The sequence below is a fragment of the Borrelia anserina Es genome (assembly GCF_001936255.1).
In the GTDB taxonomy this organism is placed as follows: Bacteria; Spirochaetota; Spirochaetia; order Borreliales; family Borreliaceae; genus Borrelia; species Borrelia anserina.
Map to the genome: position 1 here is coordinate 166,759 of NZ_CP013704.1, position 24,154 is coordinate 190,912.

The 24,154-nt window shown below is 29.5% G+C and carries 28 protein-coding genes; 9 read left to right on the forward strand and 19 right to left on the reverse strand.

What is annotated here, in order from left to right; translation table 11 throughout:
* The first annotated feature begins 129 nt into the window (after window positions 1-129).
* Window positions 130-1,287, forward strand: coding sequence for an OmpA family protein (locus tag N187_RS00795; protein ID WP_025419386.1), 1,158 nt, complete (start codon window positions 130-132; stop codon window positions 1,285-1,287).
* Window positions 1,288-1,290: 3 nt separating this feature from the next.
* Here the strand turns inward: N187_RS00795 and N187_RS00800 are convergent, their stop codons facing one another.
* On the reverse strand, window positions 1,291-1,674 hold the full coding sequence (locus tag N187_RS00800; RefSeq protein WP_025419387.1) for a TraR/DksA family transcriptional regulator: 384 nt from the start codon (window positions 1,672-1,674) through the stop codon (window positions 1,291-1,293).
* 166 nt (window positions 1,675-1,840) lie between these two features.
* Here N187_RS00800 and infA point away from each other — a divergent pair, with 166 nt between their 5' ends.
* Entirely contained in the window at window positions 1,841-2,062 is a 222-nt protein-coding gene (infA, locus tag N187_RS00805; RefSeq protein ID WP_025419388.1) for a translation initiation factor IF-1, read from the forward strand.
* Between the two features lie 56 nt (window positions 2,063-2,118).
* On the opposite strand, the gene N187_RS00810 is transcribed toward infA, so the two are convergent.
* From N187_RS00810 to mnmE, 10 genes are all read right to left on the reverse strand, one after another.
* Window positions 2,119-4,164 (reverse strand): BatD family protein, encoded by a 2,046-nt coding sequence (locus N187_RS00810; RefSeq protein ID WP_084797375.1) that lies wholly within the window; start codon window positions 4,162-4,164, stop codon window positions 2,119-2,121.
* On the reverse strand, window positions 4,113-4,700 hold the full coding sequence (locus tag N187_RS00815; RefSeq protein WP_075550298.1) for a tetratricopeptide repeat protein: 588 nt from the start codon (window positions 4,698-4,700) through the stop codon (window positions 4,113-4,115). The genes N187_RS00810 and N187_RS00815 overlap by 52 nt, the downstream gene beginning before the upstream one ends.
* Entirely contained in the window at window positions 4,682-5,671 is a 990-nt protein-coding gene (locus N187_RS00820; RefSeq protein ID WP_025419390.1) for a vWA domain-containing protein, read from the reverse strand. The genes N187_RS00815 and N187_RS00820 overlap by 19 nt, the downstream gene beginning before the upstream one ends.
* On the reverse strand, window positions 5,668-6,669 hold the full coding sequence (locus N187_RS00825) for a vWA domain-containing protein (protein WP_025419391.1): 1,002 nt from the start codon (window positions 6,667-6,669) through the stop codon (window positions 5,668-5,670). The genes N187_RS00820 and N187_RS00825 overlap by 4 nt, the downstream gene beginning before the upstream one ends.
* Window positions 6,653-7,555 (reverse strand): hypothetical protein, encoded by a 903-nt coding sequence (locus N187_RS00830; protein ID WP_025419392.1) that lies wholly within the window; start codon window positions 7,553-7,555, stop codon window positions 6,653-6,655. Before N187_RS00830 ends, N187_RS00825 begins: the two co-directional genes overlap by 17 nt.
* A complete protein-coding gene (locus tag N187_RS00835; RefSeq protein WP_025419393.1) occupies window positions 7,552-8,433 on the reverse strand; it encodes a DUF58 domain-containing protein in 882 nt (293 codons plus the stop codon). Before N187_RS00835 ends, N187_RS00830 begins: the two co-directional genes overlap by 4 nt.
* A gap of 14 nt (window positions 8,434-8,447) precedes the next feature.
* Window positions 8,448-9,440 carry an AAA family ATPase gene (locus tag N187_RS00840; protein WP_025419394.1) on the reverse strand — a complete coding sequence of 331 codons (993 nt, stop codon included), beginning with the start codon at window positions 9,438-9,440 and terminating at the stop codon, window positions 8,448-8,450.
* A 71-nt stretch (window positions 9,441-9,511) separates the two neighbouring features.
* Window positions 9,512-10,135: a 16S rRNA (guanine(527)-N(7))-methyltransferase RsmG gene (rsmG, locus tag N187_RS00845; protein WP_025419395.1), complete on the reverse strand. Its 624-nt coding sequence runs from the start codon at window positions 10,133-10,135 to the stop codon at window positions 9,512-9,514.
* Window positions 10,132-11,994, reverse strand: coding sequence for a tRNA uridine-5-carboxymethylaminomethyl(34) synthesis enzyme MnmG (mnmG, locus tag N187_RS00850; RefSeq protein WP_025419396.1), 1,863 nt, complete (start codon window positions 11,992-11,994; stop codon window positions 10,132-10,134). Before mnmG ends, rsmG begins: the two co-directional genes overlap by 4 nt.
* Window positions 11,995-11,996: 2 nt before the next feature.
* Complete coding sequence (gene mnmE, locus N187_RS00855; protein ID WP_025419397.1) at window positions 11,997-13,391, reverse strand: tRNA uridine-5-carboxymethylaminomethyl(34) synthesis GTPase MnmE; 1,395 nt, start codon at window positions 13,389-13,391, stop codon at window positions 11,997-11,999.
* Window positions 13,392-13,529: 138 nt separating this feature from the next.
* Here mnmE and N187_RS00860 point away from each other — a divergent pair, with 138 nt between their 5' ends.
* The 5 genes from N187_RS00860 to csrA are packed head-to-tail and all read left to right on the forward strand — an operon-like array spanning window position 13,530 to window position 17,834.
* On the forward strand, window positions 13,530-14,024 hold the full coding sequence (locus N187_RS00860; RefSeq protein ID WP_025419398.1) for a hypothetical protein: 495 nt from the start codon (window positions 13,530-13,532) through the stop codon (window positions 14,022-14,024).
* A gap of 18 nt (window positions 14,025-14,042) precedes the next feature.
* Window positions 14,043-15,926 carry a flagellar hook-associated protein FlgK gene (gene flgK / locus N187_RS00865; protein WP_025419399.1) on the forward strand — a complete coding sequence of 628 codons (1,884 nt, stop codon included), beginning with the start codon at window positions 14,043-14,045 and terminating at the stop codon, window positions 15,924-15,926.
* A gap of 3 nt (window positions 15,927-15,929) precedes the next feature.
* The gene (locus tag N187_RS00870; RefSeq protein ID WP_025419400.1) at window positions 15,930-17,201 is read left to right on the forward strand and encodes a flagellar hook-associated protein 3; all 1,272 of its coding nucleotides are present in this window, start codon (window positions 15,930-15,932) and stop codon (window positions 17,199-17,201) included.
* Between the two features lies 1 nt (window position 17,202).
* Window positions 17,203-17,595, forward strand: coding sequence for a flagellar assembly protein FliW (gene fliW / locus N187_RS00875; protein ID WP_025419401.1), 393 nt, complete (start codon window positions 17,203-17,205; stop codon window positions 17,593-17,595).
* A gap of 2 nt (window positions 17,596-17,597) precedes the next feature.
* Window positions 17,598-17,834 (forward strand): carbon storage regulator CsrA, encoded by a 237-nt coding sequence (gene csrA, locus N187_RS00880; RefSeq protein ID WP_025419402.1) that lies wholly within the window; start codon window positions 17,598-17,600, stop codon window positions 17,832-17,834.
* On the opposite strand, the gene tsaB is transcribed toward csrA, so the two are convergent.
* The 6 genes from tsaB to infC all read right to left on the reverse strand — a co-directional run bounded on the left by tsaB (window position 17,819) and on the right by infC (window position 20,508).
* On the reverse strand, window positions 17,819-18,493 hold the full coding sequence (tsaB, locus tag N187_RS00885) for a tRNA (adenosine(37)-N6)-threonylcarbamoyltransferase complex dimerization subunit type 1 TsaB (protein WP_025419403.1): 675 nt from the start codon (window positions 18,491-18,493) through the stop codon (window positions 17,819-17,821). The genes csrA and tsaB overlap by 16 nt on opposite strands.
* On the reverse strand, window positions 18,471-18,899 hold the full coding sequence (gene tsaE, locus N187_RS00890; protein WP_025419404.1) for a tRNA (adenosine(37)-N6)-threonylcarbamoyltransferase complex ATPase subunit type 1 TsaE: 429 nt from the start codon (window positions 18,897-18,899) through the stop codon (window positions 18,471-18,473). The genes tsaB and tsaE overlap by 23 nt, the downstream gene beginning before the upstream one ends.
* The gene (locus tag N187_RS00895; protein ID WP_025419405.1) at window positions 18,896-19,156 is read right to left on the reverse strand and encodes a hypothetical protein; all 261 of its coding nucleotides are present in this window, start codon (window positions 19,154-19,156) and stop codon (window positions 18,896-18,898) included. The genes tsaE and N187_RS00895 overlap by 4 nt, the downstream gene beginning before the upstream one ends.
* 202 nt (window positions 19,157-19,358) lie before the next feature.
* The gene (rplT, locus tag N187_RS00900) at window positions 19,359-19,706 is read right to left on the reverse strand and encodes a 50S ribosomal protein L20 (protein WP_025419406.1); all 348 of its coding nucleotides are present in this window, start codon (window positions 19,704-19,706) and stop codon (window positions 19,359-19,361) included.
* A 26-nt stretch (window positions 19,707-19,732) separates the two neighbouring features.
* Window positions 19,733-19,930, reverse strand: a complete 198-nt coding sequence (gene rpmI, locus N187_RS00905; protein WP_025419407.1) for a 50S ribosomal protein L35 — start codon at window positions 19,928-19,930, stop codon at window positions 19,733-19,735.
* A 17-nt stretch (window positions 19,931-19,947) separates the two neighbouring features.
* Window positions 19,948-20,508, reverse strand: coding sequence for a translation initiation factor IF-3 (infC, locus tag N187_RS00910; protein WP_025419408.1), 561 nt, complete (start codon window positions 20,506-20,508; stop codon window positions 19,948-19,950).
* A 178-nt stretch (window positions 20,509-20,686) separates the two neighbouring features.
* Between infC and N187_RS00915 the strand changes: the two genes are divergently transcribed.
* The gene (locus tag N187_RS00915; protein ID WP_075550299.1) at window positions 20,687-21,349 is read left to right on the forward strand and encodes a hypothetical protein; all 663 of its coding nucleotides are present in this window, start codon (window positions 20,687-20,689) and stop codon (window positions 21,347-21,349) included.
* Entirely contained in the window at window positions 21,349-22,131 is a 783-nt protein-coding gene (locus tag N187_RS00920; protein WP_025419410.1) for a hypothetical protein, read from the forward strand. Before N187_RS00915 ends, N187_RS00920 begins: the two co-directional genes overlap by 1 nt.
* A gap of 47 nt (window positions 22,132-22,178) precedes the next feature.
* Here the strand turns inward: N187_RS00920 and N187_RS00925 are convergent, their stop codons facing one another.
* A complete protein-coding gene (locus tag N187_RS00925; protein ID WP_025419411.1) occupies window positions 22,179-22,976 on the reverse strand; it encodes a TatD family hydrolase in 798 nt (265 codons plus the stop codon).
* A complete protein-coding gene (locus N187_RS00930; RefSeq protein ID WP_025419412.1) occupies window positions 22,973-24,115 on the reverse strand; it encodes a tetratricopeptide repeat protein in 1,143 nt (380 codons plus the stop codon). The genes N187_RS00925 and N187_RS00930 overlap by 4 nt, the downstream gene beginning before the upstream one ends.
* Window positions 24,116-24,154 lie beyond the last annotated feature (39 nt).

Genomic DNA, 24,154 nt, shown 5'->3' on the forward strand with positions numbered 1-24,154 from the left:
AATATATTAAATCAACTATCCATATACAACTATTATAACTAAAATGTAAAACTCACAAAGCATTATTAAAAAGATTTAACGAAATATTTCTCAAAAAATATTTATTCCAATCATGATATAATTCGTTAAATGAACATTAAAATTGTCAAATTACTACTTTTCACAAACGCTTTAGCATTTTCATCTGAAATATTGGAATTTAAATACACTAAGGGAGCTAAATTCAGAATAGAAATCACAGACAACCAAGCAATTTACCTAAATAAAACATTTGATTCAAGAACTAAGACTAATATCCAAGTCTCAAGCGAAATAAAAGATATAAAGGACAACTTTGCAGATATCAAATCTTACTTCAGAATATTCAAAAGAGATGATGAGAGTGATCTTTACTTACTTAAAGAAGAACTTGAAGAAAATTTCAGTATAAACAAACAAGGCGAATACAAAATTAATAATACTCAAAAAAGACCTTCTGTTAGAGGAATTCCAAGATTTCCCAAAAAACCTATAAGAATAAATGATACTTGGACATATCCAGCAGAAGAATATATTCAAGCATCCGAAATTTCAAAAGAAATAAAAGATTTTATTACAAAATTTGATGTACATTATGTCTATAAAGGCAAAGAAAAAATAGACGGCAAATATTATGAAATAATTCACTCAAATTATGAGTCTAAATATAATATAAAAAACATATTATATTTTCAAAAAGTTAATCAAATAATCTACTTTGATTCAAAATTAGGCAATATACATAAATATAATGACACATATGAATTTCAAATGCAAAATGGCAATGATAATATCGAAATGATTGGAAATTCATATGGAAAAATCATCTCTATTGAATTGCCAAATAACAACACAATAGAAAACGAGGTAAAAGAATATATCAGCAAAAAACAGATAGATTCTATTAACATAGAAAACAATGAAAATGGCATCAAATTAAGCTTAGATATTGAATTCTATCCTGATTCTTTTCAAATTCTTGAAAAAGAATACTCCAAACTACAACAAATAGCCAATTTATTAGAAAAGTTTAAAGACAACAACATTCTCATAGAAGGACACACAACAAAGTTTGGAACAGAAAAAGCAATGCAAGAACTCTCTGAGAAAAGAGCTCACTCAATTGGAAGCTACTTATTAAAAATGAAAGTAAAAAATAAAACCCAAATATTTTTCAAAGGATGGGGTGCTAAAAAACCTAAGTATGCAAACTCATCTCCCTTAGCATCAAAAAATCGAAGGGTAGAAATTACAATCCTAAACAATTAAATACTAACCTGATCGTCTGCTTTTTTTCTCCTTTTTAGTTTGACAATTTATACATAAAAATGCATAAGGAATAGCTTCAAGTCTTTCTCTTGCAATACTTTTATCACAAGCTAAACAACTACCATAAGTATTTTGGGAAATTCGATAAAGAGCCTGATTTATTAAATGTAACTTCTTTTTCTCAACAGAACTTAAAGCTTCAAGATTATTACCATCCATATTGTCAAACGCAATATCAACTATGTCTTTTAGATGCATATCATTATTAATGATCTCTCGCTTACTATCCTCAACAGATCTTATAGAGTTCAATATTTCTTTTTTTGATTCCAAAAGAAAATTTCGCATCCTTTCAATGAATTCATGCTCAAAACTACTTTTCTGCATGATATTACCTCCCTATAATAAATTACAATTTTTAAAAAACTCCGTGTAATTATATAAACAATCCCATATAATGTAAACTAGTACATTAATTCTCAGTAAAAAATAATTGCAATGATACTGTTAATTGTGTAAAATGTATTTTATTATACAATTAACAGGAGGCATTTTGAACACCAAAGAAGAAGCTATTGAAACTGAAGGTACCGTTAAAGAATCTCTCCCTAACACAATGTTTAGAGTAGAACTCAAAAACGGACATTTAGTTCTTGCACATTTATCTGGAAAGATGAGGAAACATTTTATAAAAATAGTTCCTGGAGATAAAGTAAAAGTTGAATTATCACCTTATGATCTTACAAAAGGAAGAATAATATACAGAGAGAAATAAATTATATATATATATATATATAAAGACAACTTAAATCAATTAAAATTAACATTATTCTATATTAAATTATCTTTAACGGATGCAATAAAGTTCTTATGAACCCATCCTTGAAGTCCATGACTTGTTTGAATCAGAACAAAGTCATCTTTTCTATTGAGTATATAAACACTTATATTCCCGTTTAAAAATCGCCAGCTTCTTGAAAAACTATCAGGAACTCTATAAAGAGAAACTAGATCACCTCTAATAATTCCAATTTCAGATTGCTGATCAACATAAAAGTAATATGTTTGAAATAGCGTAAAGCATATAACAGATAAAAGCAAAAATAAAATAATTCTCTTTAAATTTTTTGCATAAAGTTTATAAGAAATAATTACTACTAAAATATTTATTAAAATTAAACTAACAATAAAAAAACTATTAGATAAAACAAAACTATTGTTCCGAATATTGTCATTAACTCCATTTCTAGACTCAATAAAATCAATTACCTTGTAAAAGGTATCATTACTTGGTGAGGTAAAAAATGCTTTATAAGCTGAATAAATTGCATCAAAATATCTATCCATTCTACTCAAAATGAGAGCTCTATTTAACCACAATCCTGAATAATTTGGATTCTTTTTAAGAATATTGTCAACTTTATTAAGAGCAACTTCATAATGACTTAATTTATAATCTTCAATCAAGTCATTTATGTTATCTTCTGATAAAGAACCATCGTTCATGGCATTAAGACTAACAGCAAGGGTTAATATTAAAATAACCAACCCACAACCTGATGCAATAAAGAATTTTTTATACTTAATAAAAATAGCTAAAGAGAACAAGATTCCTGGTATTAAAATTAAGTAATAGATAGGTACAAAAAACAAAAAAGTTTTATTCTTATGCTTCAAAATATCACGATATGAAAGCAAATTAAGATCTGACAATAACTCTTTACGAGAATCATCACTCTTTTTAAATTCTCCGTAATATTCATATTTCAAACGTTTACCACCAAGTTTATAAACCTTCCCATCATCAGGATCTAAATAAGTAAAATCACCAATATTTAAGAATAAATTACCCTGATTATCTGGCTTAATAGTATATACCTCAGATATATTACCCCTATATCCATCTTTTGAAGGCTCAAAATTATAATTTTTTTTCTTATAAATAACTTTCGAATTATAAGTTTCAATTTCTGGAAAACGAATATGTGGAAGATTTCCTTGCCCTATAATTTTTATTAAAATGGTAAACGTATCTTGATTAATTACAGCTGAATTAGGAAATTCATAGTCAATCTTAAAAGCTCCAACAGCTAAAGATTTTACCTCATCAGGAATTGGTTTAACTTTTAAAGAAATCTCAGAACTCATACGAATAACATTTTCACCTATATTAAAAGAAATACTGGGAATAACAATACTCTTTGAGCCTCTAAGAGGAGTTAAAATAAAGTTATAAATGGGTACATCCAAAATTTCTTTACCATTAAAAGTCCTATACCTAATATTTTCAAATATAGGAGTTCTATCAATCATTGCATCTTTGACAGCATTAAAAGAACTGGCGATAGAATTCAAATTATTATTCACAAGCCAATTGGAACGCAGAACAAACCCAATACTCTGATATTCGTAAATTTCCTCTTTATCAAAATCCCAATATAATCTAACTGGCAAGCCAAAGGACTGCAACTCATCTTCTTTTAAAACGACCACTTCAAACTCTGAACTTAAATAAACTTCATTAAGATAAGCCACTTTTAATGGAGGAATCTTAACAAATCCTGGTTCATCAAAATCATATTCAATTTTTATTTCTATAACAACATTATCTTCATATGGTACCTTAGATATTGAGACAACTCTTGCCTTCTCACTAATATCTCTATTTATTTCAAACTTCAATGATTCCTCATCAATATCTTGAGGTAGATTTAACTTAATAATATGTACAAATTTAGAACCCTGAAGCACCTTACTAGATACCAAATAATCAATACCAGATAAAGAGTAAATTTCAAAATTTATAAAAAATAAAACTAAAAAGATTACCAGTCCTCCTTTAAGGATACAGTTTGTTCTTCTTCCGTCATTACCCATAAAACCCTCTCAAGACTTTCAATATACCTTAAAAAATTCTCGTTGTTATCAACAAAATTTTGACTTCTATTAACACTTAAATTATATAAATCATTTGGAATAGTTCTTTTCTTAATTATTGTAAGTTCAAGATTATATTTAGCATTATAACTTGCAGGATTAATCCTTAAAGCTTCTTTAAATGCCACCTCTGCTTTCCTATAAAGCCCTTGATTATAGTATATTATCCCTTCATTGTAGCTTATGCTAAAATTTAAAAAAAAATCATTATCCCTTTTTGCATATGAAAACATTCGAAGAGAACTTTCATATTCTCCTAAAGAATAATATACAATTCCAAGATTATAATAAGCCCACGCAGCACTTTGCTTACCATCCACAAGATTATAATAAGTGGAAATTGCACCTTGATAATCGCCTCTAATATACTCATAATTACCAATAGCCATAAGAGACATAGCCTTAATATTAGAGCAAGATAAAAAGAATGCAAATATAAAACTTATTAACAAACAAATTAAAAAGTTTCGTCCCATTTAATGACCTTAACAAATACATATAGTACTATAAACAAAAAAGAGATAGCTAAAAAAAGCTTATACCTTAGAATACCAATAAGCAAAATATCACTTGAGCTCTTTTTCATTATATCATTCCTTATCTCATCAATAACATAACTGGTACCTTTCAAATACAAATTATAGTAAGAACCCTTAAGAGAGGATGTGAGAAGACGTAAATTATCTTCATCAAGCATGGTTTTCACAACATTGCCTTCTTTATCTTTAACGTTTAAATTATCATCAACTAAGGGAAATGGATTATTACTGCCAATTCCAATTACAAAGCTTGTAACATTAAATGCATCAACCAACTTAGAAAAAGTATAATAATTATTTTCACCCCATTCATCTCCATCAGTTAAAACTATCAAGAAATTATAATAAGAATTATCTTTTATTCCCTGCAAGGCACTAAACACGCCCTCACCCAAAAAGCTACCAGGAGCACTTATTAACTTAGGCTCAATATAATTTAATATCTTATGCAAGCTAGATTTATCCTTAGAAAACGGTAACACTAAAAATGACTTGCCTTTAAAAACAGTAAGCGAATATTCAGCATTCTCAAAATTATTTAAAATCAAGCTAATTAAACTTTTAGCATTCTCAAGCCTGTTAACCGATCTTCCCTCATCAAAGGTTAACATACTACGAGAAATATCAAAAACAAAAGATATCCTTAGATTAGATCTCTCATCCTCAGTAGCTTTTTGCCCCCAAGAAATATCCAAGATAGCAACAATTAAAAAAAACAGATTCAACACAAAAAATAACATCATAAGAATTTTTTTTATATAATAATTTTTAATGTAAGCATTATTAACATACATAAGACTCAAAGTCTTAAAAAGTGGAAGAGATTTTCTAAAATTATAGATATATATAAAAAGCACTAAAAATAAAATTATAAATAAGTAAAAAGCATAATAATTGCCTACACTCATAACACTTCTTTTAAGAATATCTTAGAAAAAATAAAATAAAGAATTAATAAACAAAATATTACTAATAAAAATTCGTTGTAAACATCATCATTATCAACTGCAATTTTAACTTTTCTCTCCACATTTTCCCTCTTAGAAAAATCTTGAATTGCAAGTTTAAACGAAAAATCATCGCCCACAGAATAAAAAACCCCCCCTGTCTTACTTGAAATCTCAAAAAGCATACTAGGATCATAAATCTCCCTTAGAATACCTTGATAAAACTTACCAGATCTCAACTTAAACCCAACATTAAATTCTTCACTGCTGCCAATTCCAACAGAGTAAATTTTAACATTAACTCCTTGAGCAAGACTTATTACCTGATCCTTATAAACTTCATCTGAATTAACCACACCATCTGTTAAAACAATAACTGATCTCTTAGGCGCTTCAGAATGCTTCAAATGAGAAAGAGCAATGGAAATTCCAAGTCCCAAAGCAGAACCATTCCCAAGATCCATGATGTAAATATCATCCAACTTTTTAGAAAAAAAATCTCTGTCAATTGTAAGTGGAACTATCAAAGAAGCTTCCTTTGCAAAAGCCACTAAGCCAATATTATCATTTTCTCTCTGCCAAACAAAATACTTAATCAATTCTTTTGCAAATTCAAGTCTATTTTTAGATGAAAATTCAATAGCACCCATGCTAGGAGATATATCTAGCACAATAACAATATCAGCTCCACTACTAATATAGGTTATTTTTTTCTTTGAAATAGAAGGACCTGCTAAAGTCAAGATCATCACTGTCATTGCCAAATAAAAGAAAACATAAGTTATAAAATATAACAAATTCAATGTATAATCTCTTAATTTGATAGAACCAAAATTCCCGTAAATTGATATTGGGAACCTAACTTTTCCTCCTCTATGCCTAAAAAAATGGCTAAAATAAATTATTAATGGAAGAATTATAAGTACGAATAAATATAAAGGTTCATTGAATGTTAACATTAGTACCTCTATTAAATTCTTCAAAATTAAAAGCTGCCTTCCTTAAATCATCTAAAACAAGCGATAAATTCCCACCTGATAAATTAACTCCACTAAATTTGCTAAAATCAGAGAGTCTAAGCATATTAACAAAAGTTGAACGAATTTCATAAGGAACGTTAAGATTCTGCAAAATCTCAGAAATTTCTGTCGTAGTAATTGCATTAAAATCAAAACCTGTTTTTTTAGATAAATAAACTCTTAAAGATGAATTTAATAAATTATAAAAGATAATTAATTCTTCATCACTTTTAATATAATCAGATAGAATAATTAACTGTTTCTGAAAAACTTTATAAGGCTTTCTCAAATTATGCTTCATTATTAAAAACACTAATAACTGTTTTATAAACTTCAAAAATTTAATAAAAAGATAAGGAAATAATACAAAAGCTAAAACAAAAATAACAAGATAAGTATTTGTTCCTGGAAGGAAAAGTACTCCCTCTATATCCTGAATCTTAAGAGAATTATCATCTGCAATTAACTTGCTAGTATTTATTTTTATGTTATTCAGAACTAATTTAAAAGATTTATCATTGCTGATAATATCTCCAACATAAATGCGCGGAAGAGTATTGCTTCCTACATAAAATGAAACAAAATATATTATTATCTCCCCACTCTCAGGTCTGTAAAGCATTGAATTAACCTCAACAAATTCATTCTTAATTCCCTCAAACTCGGCAGGAACAAATTTTTCATCCTCACCAAGAATTAACGAAAATTTAAACTCAACAGTATCTCCCACATAATAACGAATTGGAATAAATATTTCATTTTTCATCTCATAAGAAGATAGGCTAAAAGATAAAAAAGACATGACAAAAACAATGATATATCTCAAAAACTATTCTCCTTTTTTAAAAGCGCTTTTAGCTTTCTGAAAACATCATCTCTTGTACTAATTTCTATAAAATTAATACCTCTTTTTATGCACTCTTTCCTCCATTTTATTTTATCTAGTGTCCAATAGTTTTTATAACTATTTAATATAGTTTTACTAAACCCTGAAGTCAAAAACTCTTCACAAGTCTCAATGTCTTCATAAGTTAAAACTCCATATTGAGGAAGATTTTCATCAAAAAAATCTGTAAGTCTTATTGCAATAATATTATGACGTTTACTAAGAACAGTTAAAGACTTAAAATAATCACTAGCCTTAAAATCTGAAATAATTATAATTAAAGACCTTTTCTTATAATATTCAGCTGTATTTTTAAATATATAAGGTAAATTACTACCCTCCTTAAGCTGCCTATTTATTGTTTCATTTAAAATACGTCCTAAATGTGAATGACCCTTTCTAGATGAAATAAACTTATCCGTTTCACTTGAAAAAAAAGTTACACCTATCTTATCATTATTAAAAAATGCCATATGAGCAAAAATAGAAACTAATAAATCCTGAATTTCTTTTTTACTAATCAAACTCCCAAGGCTCATTGACAGAGAATTATCAACAAGCAAATGAAGATTCATTCCCCTATCTTCCTTAAACACTTTTGAGAATATACTATCCGTCTTTGAACTAACATTCCAATCAATAAGCCTAGCATCATCCGTATCCTCATAGGGTCGAAATTCATGAAATTCAAGGCCAAGACCCCTAAAAATAGAACGATACCCACCAAAATTAAGCTCCAAAAGCATTTTCCTGGAGAAAAATTTTAAAGCTTTTATTTTGGTTTTAGTACTAGCATTTGACTCATTACTGTAGTGCATATAAAATTAAAATCCTAAGGAAGTGCAACAGCCGAAAGAAGTATCTTAATAATATCGTCAGTATTCATCTCTTCAACCTCTGCTTCATAAGATGGAGTAATTCTATGCCTTAAAACATTATAAGCTACAGCCTTAACATCTTCAGGAAGCACAAACAATCTCCCCTCATAAAGAGCATTAACACGAGCACATTTAAGTAAACTAAGAGATGCCCTAGGAGACGCTCCAAATTCAATATATTTAGTAAATGGATAAGTTTTTTTATCATTTTCACGAGAAGCTGCTATTAAAGTCACAATATAAAGCATTATCTTATCATCTACCTTAACCTTACCAACTATACGCTTAAGATCAGCTAAAGAATAGGAATTCATTACCTTCGCAACTCTAATATTCTCAAGCCCACCATCAACTGAAAATATTTTAAGAAGCTTAATTTCATCTTGAATAGCAGGATATTTCACATTCACTTTCAACAAAAACCTATCAAGTTGAGCTTCTGGCAAATTATAAGTCCCCTCTTGCTCAATTGGATTTTGTGTTGCAAGAACAAAGAATGGATCAGGCAACTTATGTGTCTCATCTCCAAGCGTTACCTGACGTTCACTCATTGCCTCAAGAAGTGCTGACTGAACCTTAGCAGGCGCTCTATTAATTTCATCTGCCAAAACAATATTTGAAAATACAGGACCCTTTCTAACCTTAAAAGTTCCCGTCGTACTCTTATATACCATGTTACCCGTCAGGTCAGAAGGCAAAAGGTCTGGAGTAAATTGCACTCTCTTAAACCCAAGATCAAGAACATCTGAAACTGTTTGAATTGTCAATGTTTTTGCAAGTCCCGGCACCCCTTCAAGCAAGACATGTCCTTCAGTCAAAATTCCCATTAAAATGGCATCTATCATTTCCTTCTGACCAAGAATTCTACTTGAAACTTCTCTTCTAAACTTATTTATTAAACTTAATGCATTTTCTACTTCAGAATCTATTTGAAAACTACTTTTCATACCACTCCTATCGTACTAAATTTTTTTCATTAAAAACAAAATATAAACGATAAAACGCAAAAATAAAATCACTATTTATAAAGCAAAAGAAAATTTCTTTCTTTACCGCCACTTATCGTCGATGATTTTATTTCTATATTATTAAACAAACCTTTAATATGACTAATCTCAAACTTAATATTATCAAATTTTCCTTTATAAGCCATAATCAAACCTCTATCCTCTAAAATCAATTTTAAAATGCTTGCATATTTTCTTATATCTCTAAAAGCCCTAATTGTAATAAATTCATACTTATTTTGCTCCTTCTCAACATCATGTTCTAAAACTTTCACATTAGCCAAATCAAGTTCCAAAATAATCATCCTTAAAAAAGTCGCCTTTTTATTACTACGTTCAAGAAGAATGTATTTTCTAGAATTATCAAAGAGAGCCAAAATAATCCCCGGAAATCCAGCTCCACTACCCACATCAAGTACTTGATGTGGATTATTATCTCTAATAATAGGCAATCCAGTCATAGAATCTAGAGCATGCAAAAGTACTGCATCAAAGTTTCGATCATTACTTGATACCAAGTTAAATCTAGCACCAAATAACAAAACTCTACCTATATAAAATCTTAACTTATCAATGCTTTCTGAAGTAAAAGACACTCCCAAACTTTTCAAAGAAAGTTTAAAGTTACTCATCATAAAGACAAACTAAGCGCTACCTTATTCTTAGAACTTGAAAAATATATAAGCAAAACCTGAATATCTGTATTTCTAACACCAGAAATCCTACTTGCCTGAGCAAGATTAGCTGGCTGAATTTTAACAAACTTTTCCTTAGCCTCTCTAGATAGCCCATCAATCTCGTAATTGAAATTAACTGGCAATTTAATAAGCTCAAGATTATCCATTTTCCTAATCAAATCTCTTTGTCTATTAATGTAGCCCTCATATTTAATATCTAACTCAACCTGTTCAAGAATTACTTTTGAAACATTCAATTTAGGATCTATATTAATAAGATCACCTAAACTAATATATGGATCTTTTACAATATGATAAAAATCCTTGTTAATGTGTCTTCTCAATTGTAAGGTACTAGCTTCCTTTTCTTTAAGACGCCTCTGCCGCAAAAGCTCTTTAATTTCCTCTACTTGTTTCTCCTTTGAAAAATATTTAGAATATTTTTCTTCACTAACCAGTCCAACCTCATATCCCCACCTAATCAACCTCTTATCACTAGTATCATGTCGCAGATTAAGCCTATGTTCAGCCCTTGAAGTAAACATTCTATAAGGCTCCTTAGTCCCCTTGGTAACAAGGTCATCAACAAGCACTCCAATATAAGAACTAGTCCGTGGAAGTATCATCGAATCTTTCCCTTGCAGTTTAAGTGCCGCATTAATTCCAGCCATCAAGCCTTGAGCTGCAGCTTCCTCATATCCTGATGACCCATTAGTTTGCCCTGCAACAAAAAGTCCCTCAACTCTTTTAGTCTCAAGACTTGCATATAATTCAATAGGATTAATGTAATCATATTCAACAGCATACCCAGGTCTTGTAATAACTGCATTCTCAAGTCCATCAATACTATTGATCAACCTTTTCTGAACATCTTCAGGCAAAGACGAACTTAAACCATTAAGATACATCTCTTCAGTACTCAACCCTTCAGGTTCAATAAATATTTGATGTTTATCCTTATCTTTGAATTTTACTATCTTATCTTCAATTGAAGGACAATATCTTGGACCATTCCCAACAATTTCACCAGAATAAAGAGGAGAGAGATGCATATTATCACTGATTATCTCATGGGTTTTTTTATTAGTATAAGTGATATAACAAGAAAGTTGAGCTTTATCTATCTTAGTATTTGAAAAGGAAAAAGGAATGATATCAGAATCTCCAAATTGAACTTCTGTTTTTTCAAAATTTATACTTTTCCTATGAACCCTAGCAGGAGTACCTGTTTTAAGCCTACCCATCTCAAATCCAAGATCAAGTAAAATCTTTTCAAGACCATAAGCAGCAGGCTCAGAAATTCTTCCCATACAAGCTCTATACTCACCAATGAATATTTTACCCCTAAGAAAAGTTCCGGTAGTAAGCACCACAACATGAGATGTAAATTTATTACCCCTCTCTGTAACCACACCTTCTATTTTATTCCTCATAGAATTAAGCAAAAAGTCACTAACAGTATCTTGAAAAAGATCAAGATTACTTTGTCTCTCCAATGTTTCTTTTGCCTTAACCTGATACACCAATTTATCAGCCTGCGCACGCGGTGCTTGAACCGCAGGTCCTCGACTTTTATTTAAAATTCTAAATTGAATCATACTAAAGTCAATAAGACACCCCATTTCTCCCCCAAGAGCATCAATTTCACGTACCATATTTCCCTTAGCAAGCCCACCAATAGCCGGATTACAAGAAAGCTTACCAATTGTATCTAAATTTTGAGTAATCATGAGTGTCTTAAAATTTAATCTTGAAAGAGCTAGAGATGCCTCAATACCAGCATGTCCTCCTCCAATAACAATAGCATCGAAATCCATATCTATTTTCCTAAACAAAAATTCTTAAACATATTGTTAAGTACATCCTCACTAGTAACTTCACCTGTTATTTCACCTAAAAGATTAATCACTTCATAAACATCAAATGCTAACATATCATAGCTTATATCTCGTTCTATTTTATTTAACAACTCAATAACCAAATTATAAGCTTTTTTTAAAAGTTCTGCCTGGCGACTTGATGAAACGACAACATCATAACTATCAATATCAACATAATCAAAACACGCCAATGATCTTATCTTATCATAAAGAGCATCTATACCAAATAAAGTTTTGGTACTAATCCTTACCAAATTTGATGAATTTATATTACCTGAATTAAAAAATTCAACTGTTTTGTCATTTTGTCCTAAATCCATCTTATTTAAAACAAAAAGTACCTTAGAATGTCCTACATAAGAATTAATAAATTTTAAGTCGTCATTCGTTAGTTTCGAACTTAAGTCAATAACATAAAGAACCAAAGATGCTTCCTTAATTAAGGAATTACTCCTAACTATACCCAACTGTTCAACAAAATCACTAGTCTCCCTAAGCCCTGCTGTATCAAAAACGTTAAACAAAATACCATCCAGTTCAAAACTAGCTTGAATGTAATCTCTCGTAGTGCCAGCATAAGAAGAAACTATAGCTCTATCTTCCTTTAGTAACAAATTAAAAAGAGAAGACTTGCCAACATTAACAGAACCAGCTAAAACTAATGTAATTCCATGATCCAACTTCCTTGAAGCATCATAAGAATCAATCAACCTTTTAAGCTCATCTTTACTTTTTGAAATAGCCTCAAAAGGAACCTTAATCTCATCTTCATTGGTTTCATAATCAAGATAAACACTAAGTGCTGAAAGAAAATTTAAAATATCTTTCTTGATTAAATCTATTTTCACAAACAAAGAACCTGAAAGCTTGTTAACAGCAAGAGTATGGGTCTTATTAGTTTTAGCAGCAACTAACTCATTTACTGCTTCTGCTTTAGTAAGATCAAGTTTGCCAGCCAAAAAAGAACGCAAAGTAAACTCACCTGGCTCAGCCATCCTAAATCCCACTTTCAAAAAAAAATCTATAATCCGTTTTATACCAACAAGAGATCCATGAGCCATAACTTCTATTGAATCTTGTCCTGTAAAACTTTTTGGAGCTCTATAAAGACAAACAACAACTTCATCTAACTTTTCACAAGTCTCTTTATCCACTATATACCCATAATGAATCGTATGTCCGGGTGCTTCAAGAAGTCTCTTAGGATCTGAAAATATTTCAGAAAACCTCTCAATTGAAGAAATCCCACTACTACGAATCACACATAACGCACTACTAAGAAAGGGTGTAGCAAGTGCAACAATATCATCTTCTCTTTGAAAAAGCTTATTCATAGACTCAAAAAATTATAACATAGCATAAATAACAATGACAAAGACCAAAACAAAAGAAAAAACTCAAAAAAATAAATAAGATAAATAACTTCAATTTGTAAATATTATAAATTTCACCTATAATTATATTTTGTAAAGATGAAAACCGAATTAGAAACTGAACTGAAAAATACTTTAAAAGAAGAAGTTTTATTAGTAGAAAAGATATATGATATGTATCTAAATATAAAAAAATATCTTGATGAAAAAGATGAAATTATGTTTAAAGAAACAATAAATAAAACGAACACTTATCTTAACAAGTTTAAAGACATCGAGCAAAAGAGAAATGAAATTTGGAGAGAATTTACAGATCATGAAACATTCGACTCAACTTACATGGCTATAGAAAAACTGTGTTCTATTTACAAAAAAGAGATATATAGTTATCTTCATCGACTAAGAATAGGAGTGGTCAATATTCAAAACTTAAATTACCTAATATCAAGTTATGTAGAAACATCACTTGATATCTTAGATCTAATATTTAAAGATGCTCAAGAAAGCGTAGGAAATATAACGTATAAAAACCCCTATGGACCAAGAAGTGGAAGATTAAATGAAACATCCGTCTTAATAAATAAAAAACTTTAACTGATTAAGGAGTTTAAAATGAATTCAACATTCTCAGGAATAGAAATTGGAAAGAAAAGCTTATTTGCACATAAAGATGCTATGAATACAATTGGACATAATTTAACTAACGCCTCAAAACCCGGATATTCAAGACAAAGAGTTATAATGAAAACTGAAATGCCAATTTATGCCCCTCAATTAAATAGAGCAAACAAAGTAGGTCAATTAGGCCAAGGAATAATGGTACAATGCATAGAAAGAATAAGAGACGATCTACTTGACATAAAAATAGCTGAAGAATCACATCGCCTCGGCTATTGGAATTCAAAAGACAAATTTATTTCTCTGCTTGAAAATGTATATAATGAGCCGGAAGAACAATCAATTAGAAAAAGATTGAATGACTTTTGGGATAGCTGGCAAGATCTGTCAAGACAACCTCAAGGATTAGCTGAAAGAAACATTATCCTAGAACGTGGAAAAGCTTTTGCAGAAACAATAAAAAGCAGATTTCACTCCCTTGAACGAATATACACAATGGTAAATGATGAAGTTAAAATTACTACTGAAGAGATAAATAATTACCTTAGAAATATTAGTGATCTTAATAGGCAAATTGCAAAAGCAATCGCCATGAAAGATCAGCCAAATGATTTAATGGATGAAAGAGACTTAATAGTCAACAAACTAAGCAATTTAATTAGTATCTCCATAGAAAATAAGCGAGATCCTAATGAATTCTTAATTCATTCAGAAGGAAAACATCTCATTCAAGGCACAATCGCAAATGAATTCATGTTAGAAGCAGTTAATGGTCCTACAAGAACCAAATGGAATGTTTTATGGAATAATGGAGAAATGACTAACATTGATACAGGAAAATTAGGAGCTCTTATTAATGTAAGAGATAACGAAATTAAAAATGAGATTAATGAGCTAGATAATATGGCAATCAATATCATAGAGCTTGTAAATGAAGTTCATGTATCAGGCTACGGACTTGACAAAAAAAATGGAAGAATTTTTTTTGATCAAGAATACAAGCTAACTGATGAGCTCGGACGATATGACAGCAATGGAAATGGTCAGTTTGATTCCGTTCATATATTCAAAATAAATAGTACAAATGAACTTATTCCAGAAGAAAAGCTAGGATTTGCAGGAATACTCAGATTTCAAACACTCAACACAAATAATTTCATAGAAATACCTTACCATACAACAGATACCGTTCAAGATGTAATAAATAAAATCAATAATTCTAATGCACAAGTTACTGCAAGAATTAATGAAGAAGGAAAATTTGAAATCAAAGCAATCAAAGAAGAAGAAAAAGATAGCGCTGTCTTTAGAATTAGATATATTGAAGATTCTGGGCTATTCTTAACAACTTACACAGGCATTTTAGATGCATCGGGAGCTGAAGGTGCTTATAACTACCAAAACATTAATACTACTAACCAACTAACAAATACAGCTAGCTATTCAATATCTCCTTTAAAAAATCCAGCTGCATGGCTTAAAGTATCTAAAGAAATTTTAGAAGATCCGTCAAAGATTGCATCAGGAATTAGAACTCCAACAAATAATATTCCTATTGGAGATAACGAAGCAGCACTACGTATTGCATCTCTTGTAAACTCACAAATCATGATCGGAAAGAATGAAACACTAAATGACTACTTCGCAAACACAGCTTCCAATATTGCAATAAAAGGACAAATAGCAGAAGTTACAAAAAATAGTCAAGAACAAATACTTAAAAGCTTAACTGATTTAAGATTATCAATATCTGGTGTAAATAAGGATGAGGAATTAGCAAACATGATAGAATTTCAACAATCATTTATTGCTGCAAGTAAATTCATCACCGTTTCTGCTGAATTAATAGATACAATTATAAATAAAATGGGAGTATAATACATGATAAACAGAGTAAGTCACCCTTTAACATATGAAAATTTAAAAGCATCTTCAACAGGAAAAGAAGTAAAAATAACGAGACTCTTAGAAAGTCTATATCAAGGTGGTAAAAAAATCATAAATCTTCGAGATGATCCAACTGGTGTCACTCATGCAATAAGATTAGACAGTGATATGTTTAAACTTAACACTTATGTCAAAAATATCAATAACGCCAAAGGAAAATTAAGATATATAGAAGGATATTTACAATCCCTAGCAAATATTTTAACCCGTGCAAAAGAAATAACTGTCCAAGGATCAAACGGTACATACGGAGCTGATGATAAAAAAATGATAGCAAAAGAAATAAACGCAATACTTGAAGATGTACTTGCAATAGCAAATGCAAAAGGAGCAGATGGATGCAGCATATTTGCAGGAACTAAAGTTGATGCCGAAGCATTCAAAGTAACTAGAGAAAACAGAATAAACAGATTAACCCAAGATAGAGCAGAAACGCAAATAGTAAGAATAGACTACAATGGCAATCAAGCGGAACAGACAACTGAAATATATAATGGAATTTATATCCCAACCAGCTATCCTGGAAGTGAAATATTCTTTTCACAAAATCACTACATAATATCATCAAAAAGTGTTAATGGATTTACTGTAAAAGAAAATACCAAAATATATATCGATAATATTGAAATAGCATTAACACAAGGAGATACTGCTGCTGACATTATTGCTAAGATTAATGAATCAGCTGCTCCTGTTGAAGCTATCCTTGATCCTATTCTAAATTCAATAGCTATAAAAACAACCACACCTCATCAAATATGGATAACAGAAGAAGGTTCAACAGTACTACAAGATCTTGGTATTCTTACCCAAAACAATGATACCAAAGAACCTCCCTATAATATTGCAAGTAACACTGAAGTTAGAAATAGAACTATTTTTGATAGCTTAATTGATCTGAGGGATACTCTAGAAGAAAATAGAGAAGGGATTATTGGAAGTAGAAGTTTAGCTGAAATCGACGAAAGTTTAAATAAAATCTTTTCAACATTGGCTGATCTTGGAACTAAAGATAACAGACTCGATCTAAATCATGAAAGGATCAGTAAAGAAATAATAGATATGAAAGATGATATTGTTAAATATACCGATTTTGACGTAACAAAAACAATAACAGATCTTAATATGACAAGTTTAGCTTATCAGGTATCTTTAGGGGTTTCTGCAAGAATAATGCAAACAACACTATTAGATTTCCTAAAGTAAAATGAAAAATAAACTTAGTATAAAATTCAACTTCCCTGAAGGAATACCAGGGTTTGAAGATATCAAAGAATTTATAATCAAAGACTCTGAACATAAACCGTTCTCTATCATGCAATCAATAAATGGAGAAATAAATTTCTTAGTAACATCTCCCCTTAACTTTTTAGAAAAATATATTCCAAAAATAGAGGAAAAAGATTGGTTAGATATTCAAGCAGAAAATGAAGATGAAAAGGTTATACTATGTATAATTAATATGCATGTAAAAAATTATAAGGAAATAACAGCCAATTTAAAAGCTCCAATCATATTAAACAAAAAGAAACTAATCGGAAAACAAGCTATATCCACAAATGAAGAGCATTATCTTAGATATAGAGTCTTTAAGGAATAAACATGCTAATATTATCAAGAAAAGCAAAAGAAAGCATAAAAATAGACTCCAACATTGAAATTTCAATATTAGAAATAAAAAAAGATAGTGTCAAAATAGCTATAAAAGCTCCTGAAAATATTAAAATACTTAGATCTGAAATATATGATATCATTAAAGAAGAAAACAAAAAATCAATTTTACAAGACAAGAACAACATGCATAAAATAAAAAATTTACTTGATCATCTCAATAAATGAGACTTAATCTCAGCATCACTAAGTCTTACATAAAAGGGTCCTGCCAAAATATTATCGCCATGTCCGCTTTCCAAGTACTTACATTCACCAAGATCCCTCAAAACTGAACCAAAAGATTCCATATCAGTAATAATCTCAAAATTATATTTTTTATATTTAAGTTTTTCATAAATAAATTCAACGCCGTTACCCACAATAACAAATTTCAAGTCAAGACCATCCAAATAGTCAAATAACTCCAATTCAGAAAAACAAAAAATTTTGCCACATAATTTAGAATTTTTATAATACCCAAGAAAATACCTACCAGCTGTAAAACTTAAAGTCAGAACATCCAATCTTGTATGAATTAACCTTGCAAAAACATCAAAAGTAGGTACATTAACAAAAGGAATTGAAAGCCCTAAAGAAAGTCCCTTAATAAAACTTAAACTAATTCTCAAGCCCGTAAAAGAACCAGGTCCAGACGAATTAATAAGTAAATCAAGATTATTAAGATCAATATTATGTTTTAATACAAAATCATTAAATAATTTTGGAACACTAAGAGTATAATTAATCTTATCTTTAAACTTAACTAAAGATAAAACTTCACCATTAATTTTAAAATGAATTAGTAAAGTTTTATATGAATATTCAACTGAAAGAGTATTCATCACTAAATTCTAAAATCCTACTAGTATCTTGTACTTTAAACTTCAAAAATTTCAACCTATTCCGGGGCAAAACATCAATAATCATCTCTGGCCACTCAATAGCTATTATAGATGACATATCTAAGAAAATCTCCATTCCACCAATAAGCTCAAACTCATCTAAACTATTTAAACGGTACAAATCAATATGATAAAATTTAAAATCTACAAAATCATAAACATTAATAATGTTATAAGTTGGACTTGTAAAATAAGAAATACCAAGATTCAAGGCCAAACCTTTTAAAAAGGTTGTTTTTCCAGCACCCATATCACCACAAAAACCAAATACCTTGCCAATAGGTAAGGGACTAAAAAAAGACTTAGAAAAGCCTATCATTTCCTTTTCTGTCTTAAAAAATAATTTCAAGGAAGTTCACCTTTCATATCAAGATCAATGACACATCTCTTGATTGCAATCATTAAACTAAGAGCAGGATAATTTAGAGATTCTAAGAAATCAATAGAAATATGTTTTTCACCCAAAGGAGTCACTTCTATTATAAATTTTACTTGCTTACTCTCCCTAGATCCTTTACATTCATAAAAAGCATCAGCAAAATACACTCTCCTATAATATATATGACTATCTTGCTTTCTAATATTATCAATAGAAATAAGTCTCACAACAGTATTCCTTTAAATAAATCCCAAGAAGCCAACATAGGAACATTTTCATTTAGCGCTATTTGCAAAGGTGGGACTCTCATTTTTAACTTTTAGTTCACCTTACGAAACCATTCATTAAAAAAATACTTAAGTCCCCAACTTTAGTAAGATGTCGCAAAAAATAACTCTAATCCCTATAATTAAACTTCCCAGGAAGCCTTCAACTTTTTATCTCATAAACAATCTTTTTAAAAGTCGTAATATCTTCAATTGCTAGATTAGATAAAATTTTTCTATTAAGCTTAATATTAGCCCTTTTTAAACTTTCAAAAAATCTTGAATAATTAATTCCCATGCCTGTTAAAGCAGCAGAAATTCTTACAATCCATAAGCTTCTAAAATCTCTCTTACGAACCTTCCTATCTCTTGTAGCATACATCATACCTTTACGAAGAGTATCTTTGGCCTTCTTATAATTACTTTTCTTAGTACCCCAAAAACCCTTAGTTTTACTTAAGATCTTTTTTCGTCTTGCAACATGAACTATCCCGTTCTTCACTCTAGCCATATAATCTAATCTCCCTAAATAAATATTCAAGCATAAGGTAACAAGGTCTTGATTCTCTTAACTTCAACACTGGAAACCAAACCTAACTTACCCAACTTCCTTCTTCTTTTTGAAGACTTTTTTGTCAAAATATGCCTTAAATTTTGTCTTTTATGTTTAATTTTACCTTTTGAAGTAAAAGCAAACCTCTTTCTTGCGCTTTTGCACGTTTTCATTTTTGACATTCACATCTCCTTATTACTTACTTCTTAGACTTAGGTGCAATAATTAAAAACATTGTCTTGCCTTCCATCTTAGCTGGTGATTCCAAGACATAATTAGAATCACCTACCTTTTCAAGAATACTCTCCAAAATTCCATAACCCAAATGAGTATGAGCAAGTTCACGTCCCCTAAATCTTATAGTAACTTTTACCCTATTACCTTCTTTGAGGAATCCTAAAATATTTCTATACTTAAAATCAAGATCATGAACATCTATTTTTGGCTGCATCCTCACCTCTTTAAGCTTAATTATCTTTTGATTTTTTCTTTGCTCCTTTTGACGCTTCTCTTGATGAAATTTATATTTTCCATAATCGATTATTTTACACACAGGAGGCAATACATTCGGCGATACCTCAACCAAATCAAGTTCAGCATCCCTAGCATATTTAATAGCATCTTCAATTAACAAAACAGATTGGGTGCCATCATCAAAAATAACCCTAACCTCACGAGCCTTAATCTTATTATTAATTCTTAACTCTTTACTACTTGACTTCGACCTATCTTTATCCTTACCGAAACTTCTATTTATCATCTAAAAATATGAACTCCTCAAACAGCATTAATCAATAACTAATTTTAATATACCTTTACTAAAAAGTAAATTCGAACATGTATTTCTTAAACAACAATAATAGAAAAAATCCTGCAAAACTTTAAAAAGTAAAAATCTAGTTGATTAATACGCCATTTAAAAGTAAAATTTATTTACCATGAATATATTCTTACTAACAAGTCTACCTCTAGTCCTTAAGATATATATGCTAATAAAACACCATCAATCCAAACTCATCAAACAAAAATATATCCTAGCAACATCAATATTACTTGCAATGACTATCTTCTTCCTATTATATCTAATGGAAGAATTCATACTATACAAGAGACTACTAATCAACTATCAAACAAAATCCAGCTTAGCATATTCAATATTCATTAAAGAACAAATATACTATTATGTCTTACCATTATTTATATTCACATTTTTTTTCACATTCAATCCAAATTCATTGCTCAAAAAAAATCCAATATTTTTAATATACTTTGCATTTGGATTAATATTCTCTAAAAATTTAACACTCATCATAACAAACAGTAAAGTTTTTGGCACATATGAGTATATCAAAATACCGCTTTTACATATATTAGAATTCATATTTACAGCAATCATATGTGAAAAAGGAATAAACCTTTATATCACACAAAACATGAATGGATATCAATTAATTTTTATCCCTATCTTAGCCTTAGAAACAATCATCACACTTTTAAAAGTATTAATTTTAATAAACTCACAAATCTATGTTCTAATTATATTTATAATACTACTAGGAATCACAATCTTTCACAAGAAAGCTATTAGAACTGTAAAATAATGCTAAATATAATAAAGAGCCTTACTATTGCAATTGTTTTAATGCCATTTTTTAACTGCAAAAACAATAAAATTATAGACAAGAATTTCAGTTATATCATAATTTTTTCAGATACTACAGAATATTTTTTCAAAATTAATCATACTCCATTTATACAAGAGGAAACACTATTTATCAATGAAAAAGATATCGAACTCATTAAAGGTAAACTCAATAATGTACAAAAAATACTCTTAACACATAAATCAAGTAATGAAATATTTAATGTCAATAAAATCAAAAATAAAACTTTCTATCTCTCTGAAGTAAAATTTTCATTAAGAAAAGCAATAGATTTTATATTAAATGACCCCTCAATAGACCTAAAAACCTCATTAATCATGACAGATAATACACTCAACAAAGAAGATTTAGAGTACTTAGAGCAAAGTACAAGAGCTCAAAACATAAACATTACTGTAATAAACGAAACAAACATTCCGTATCTAAAAAATTTGATTGTTCCTAAAATAACAAGAGTTATCCTATTTTCAATAAAGAATAATCACGTTTTTTTAAAAAAATTATCAGGATCACCTTTTTTTAAAAAAATAGACTTTATACTTATTGGAAATACTAAAAAAAATTTAAAAGAGATTAATGCAAAATATATAATCGGTATTGACGAGCTTAATTTAATCGAAATGACAAAAAAAATTAATAAAAATTTTCAATATGAATTTAACATTTATAAAAAACAAAATAAATTTGACAATAAATCAATATATATTCAAGTAAACTAATGAACAACAATTGACAAACAAAAATCTATCTTTGATAAAAATAATCGTCAAATCAAACCTTCAAACAAATCTTTAAAGTTATCATACAACGCAATCACAACGTCACGCAAATCACAATTTTTAATTTTTGCAATCTCAAGACATGTATATCCTAAAAAAAGCGGAGCATTAATTTTACCCCTTAACGGAACTGGGGCTAAAAATGGACTATCTGTCTCTATCAAAATATCTTTAATATTTAATTTCTTTAAAACCGCTCTTAAAGGCTCCGAATTTTTAAAAGTTAAATTACCTGCAAAAGATATCTTAAATCCAAAATCAATAAATTTTTTAGCATACTCATAAGTACCAGAATAACAATGCAATATTCCTCTACTTATAAAATTGGAAGATTTAATAACATTATAAACATCATCATAGGCATCTCTGACATGCAAAATGACAGGTTTATTGTACTTGCTAGCTAAATCTAACTGAATACTCAAAGCCTCAATCTGTTCAACTTTATTGTCTGCTTTAAAGTAATCAAGACCAATTTCACCAACAGCAACAATGACCTCCTTTGCCAAAATTTTCTCAATCAATTCAAAATCGCACTTTGAAGCCTCATTTAAAGGATGAATCCCAACTGTTAGCAAAATATTAGTATAAGCACCTAGAAGTTGCTTTCTTTCATAAAAATCACTAGGATGTAACCCAATATCGAGAAAATAAGAAAATCCATTTTTAATACATTCATTAATAAGATAATGAACATCGATAAAATTTTTCCTAAGTTCATTAAAATGAACATGAGTATCTACTAACTTTTCTAAAAAAAGAGCTCTTCCAAAATCAAGCTTCATGCATCCATCTTCTTTTTAAGATTATTAATATAATCAATAATGGTAACATTCTTCATTCCAAGTTGCAAAAAACTCGACAAAATATCTACAGCATCTCCAATTTGACCTAACGCCTCATAACACTCAGCAGCATTTACATATAATATTGAGTTCTTAGGATTGGTTTTTATCAAATTTTTAATAGCTGCCAATGCCTCTTTATACTGCCCCTGTTCTTTTTGAAGTAATGCAAGACCAAGTATAGCAAACATATCAAAATCAATATCAAGAGCTTTCTTATAATAAATTTGTGCATTATCATAATCTTTTAAGCAACGGTATGTATCCCCTACTCTCGTTAAAACCAAATTATTTTTGGGGTCTCTATCTATTATTGTAAGCCAATATCTCAAGGCCTCATGATACTCCTTATTTCCCCTATAGCAATCAGCAAGCCCAAAAATAGCATAAAAATTATTGGGAGAGATTTCTAAAGCTCTCCTGAAAAAATAAATTCCTTTACCAAATTCCTTCAATTTCCTATAACAATTTCCAATTGAAGTTAAAACACGAACATCAATCTTAACTTGATTTATTTCATATACCTTAAGCCAATATTTCAACGCTTCTTTATACTCCTTAAAGTCATAATATAAATGTCCAATACCAACAAGAGCATAATCATTATCAGGTGCCAATTCTAATACTCTTAAGTATGATTGTCTAGATTTTTGAAAATCTTTTAACTTCCTATAAGAAGAAGCAATTCTTGTAAGAACCGTAATATTTTCAGGATCATACTTCAAATATTCTTCCCATATATCTGTAGCCTTTTTATAATCACCTAAGCTTCTATAACAATCTCCCAAACCAAAAAGTGCATAATTATTATTTAAATGTTTAGCAAGACATCTTTGATAATAAATTATAGCCTTATCAAAGCTTTGCTTTTTACGTTCAATGTCTCCAAGTCCAACAAGAGCATAGTTATTATTATCATCCTTTTGCAAGATATCATTAAACAATGCTTCTGCTTCAGAAAGTCTATCTTCTTTGATCAACTGATATCCTCTTTTGGATTTTTCAGTAACATCAAGAAGCTCACTATCAGAAATTCGCGAGATATCCTCAAAATCACTTAAAAGTTTTTTGTTTAACATAAATACCCCTTCTTAACTGGTTTATTAAAGACATAACAT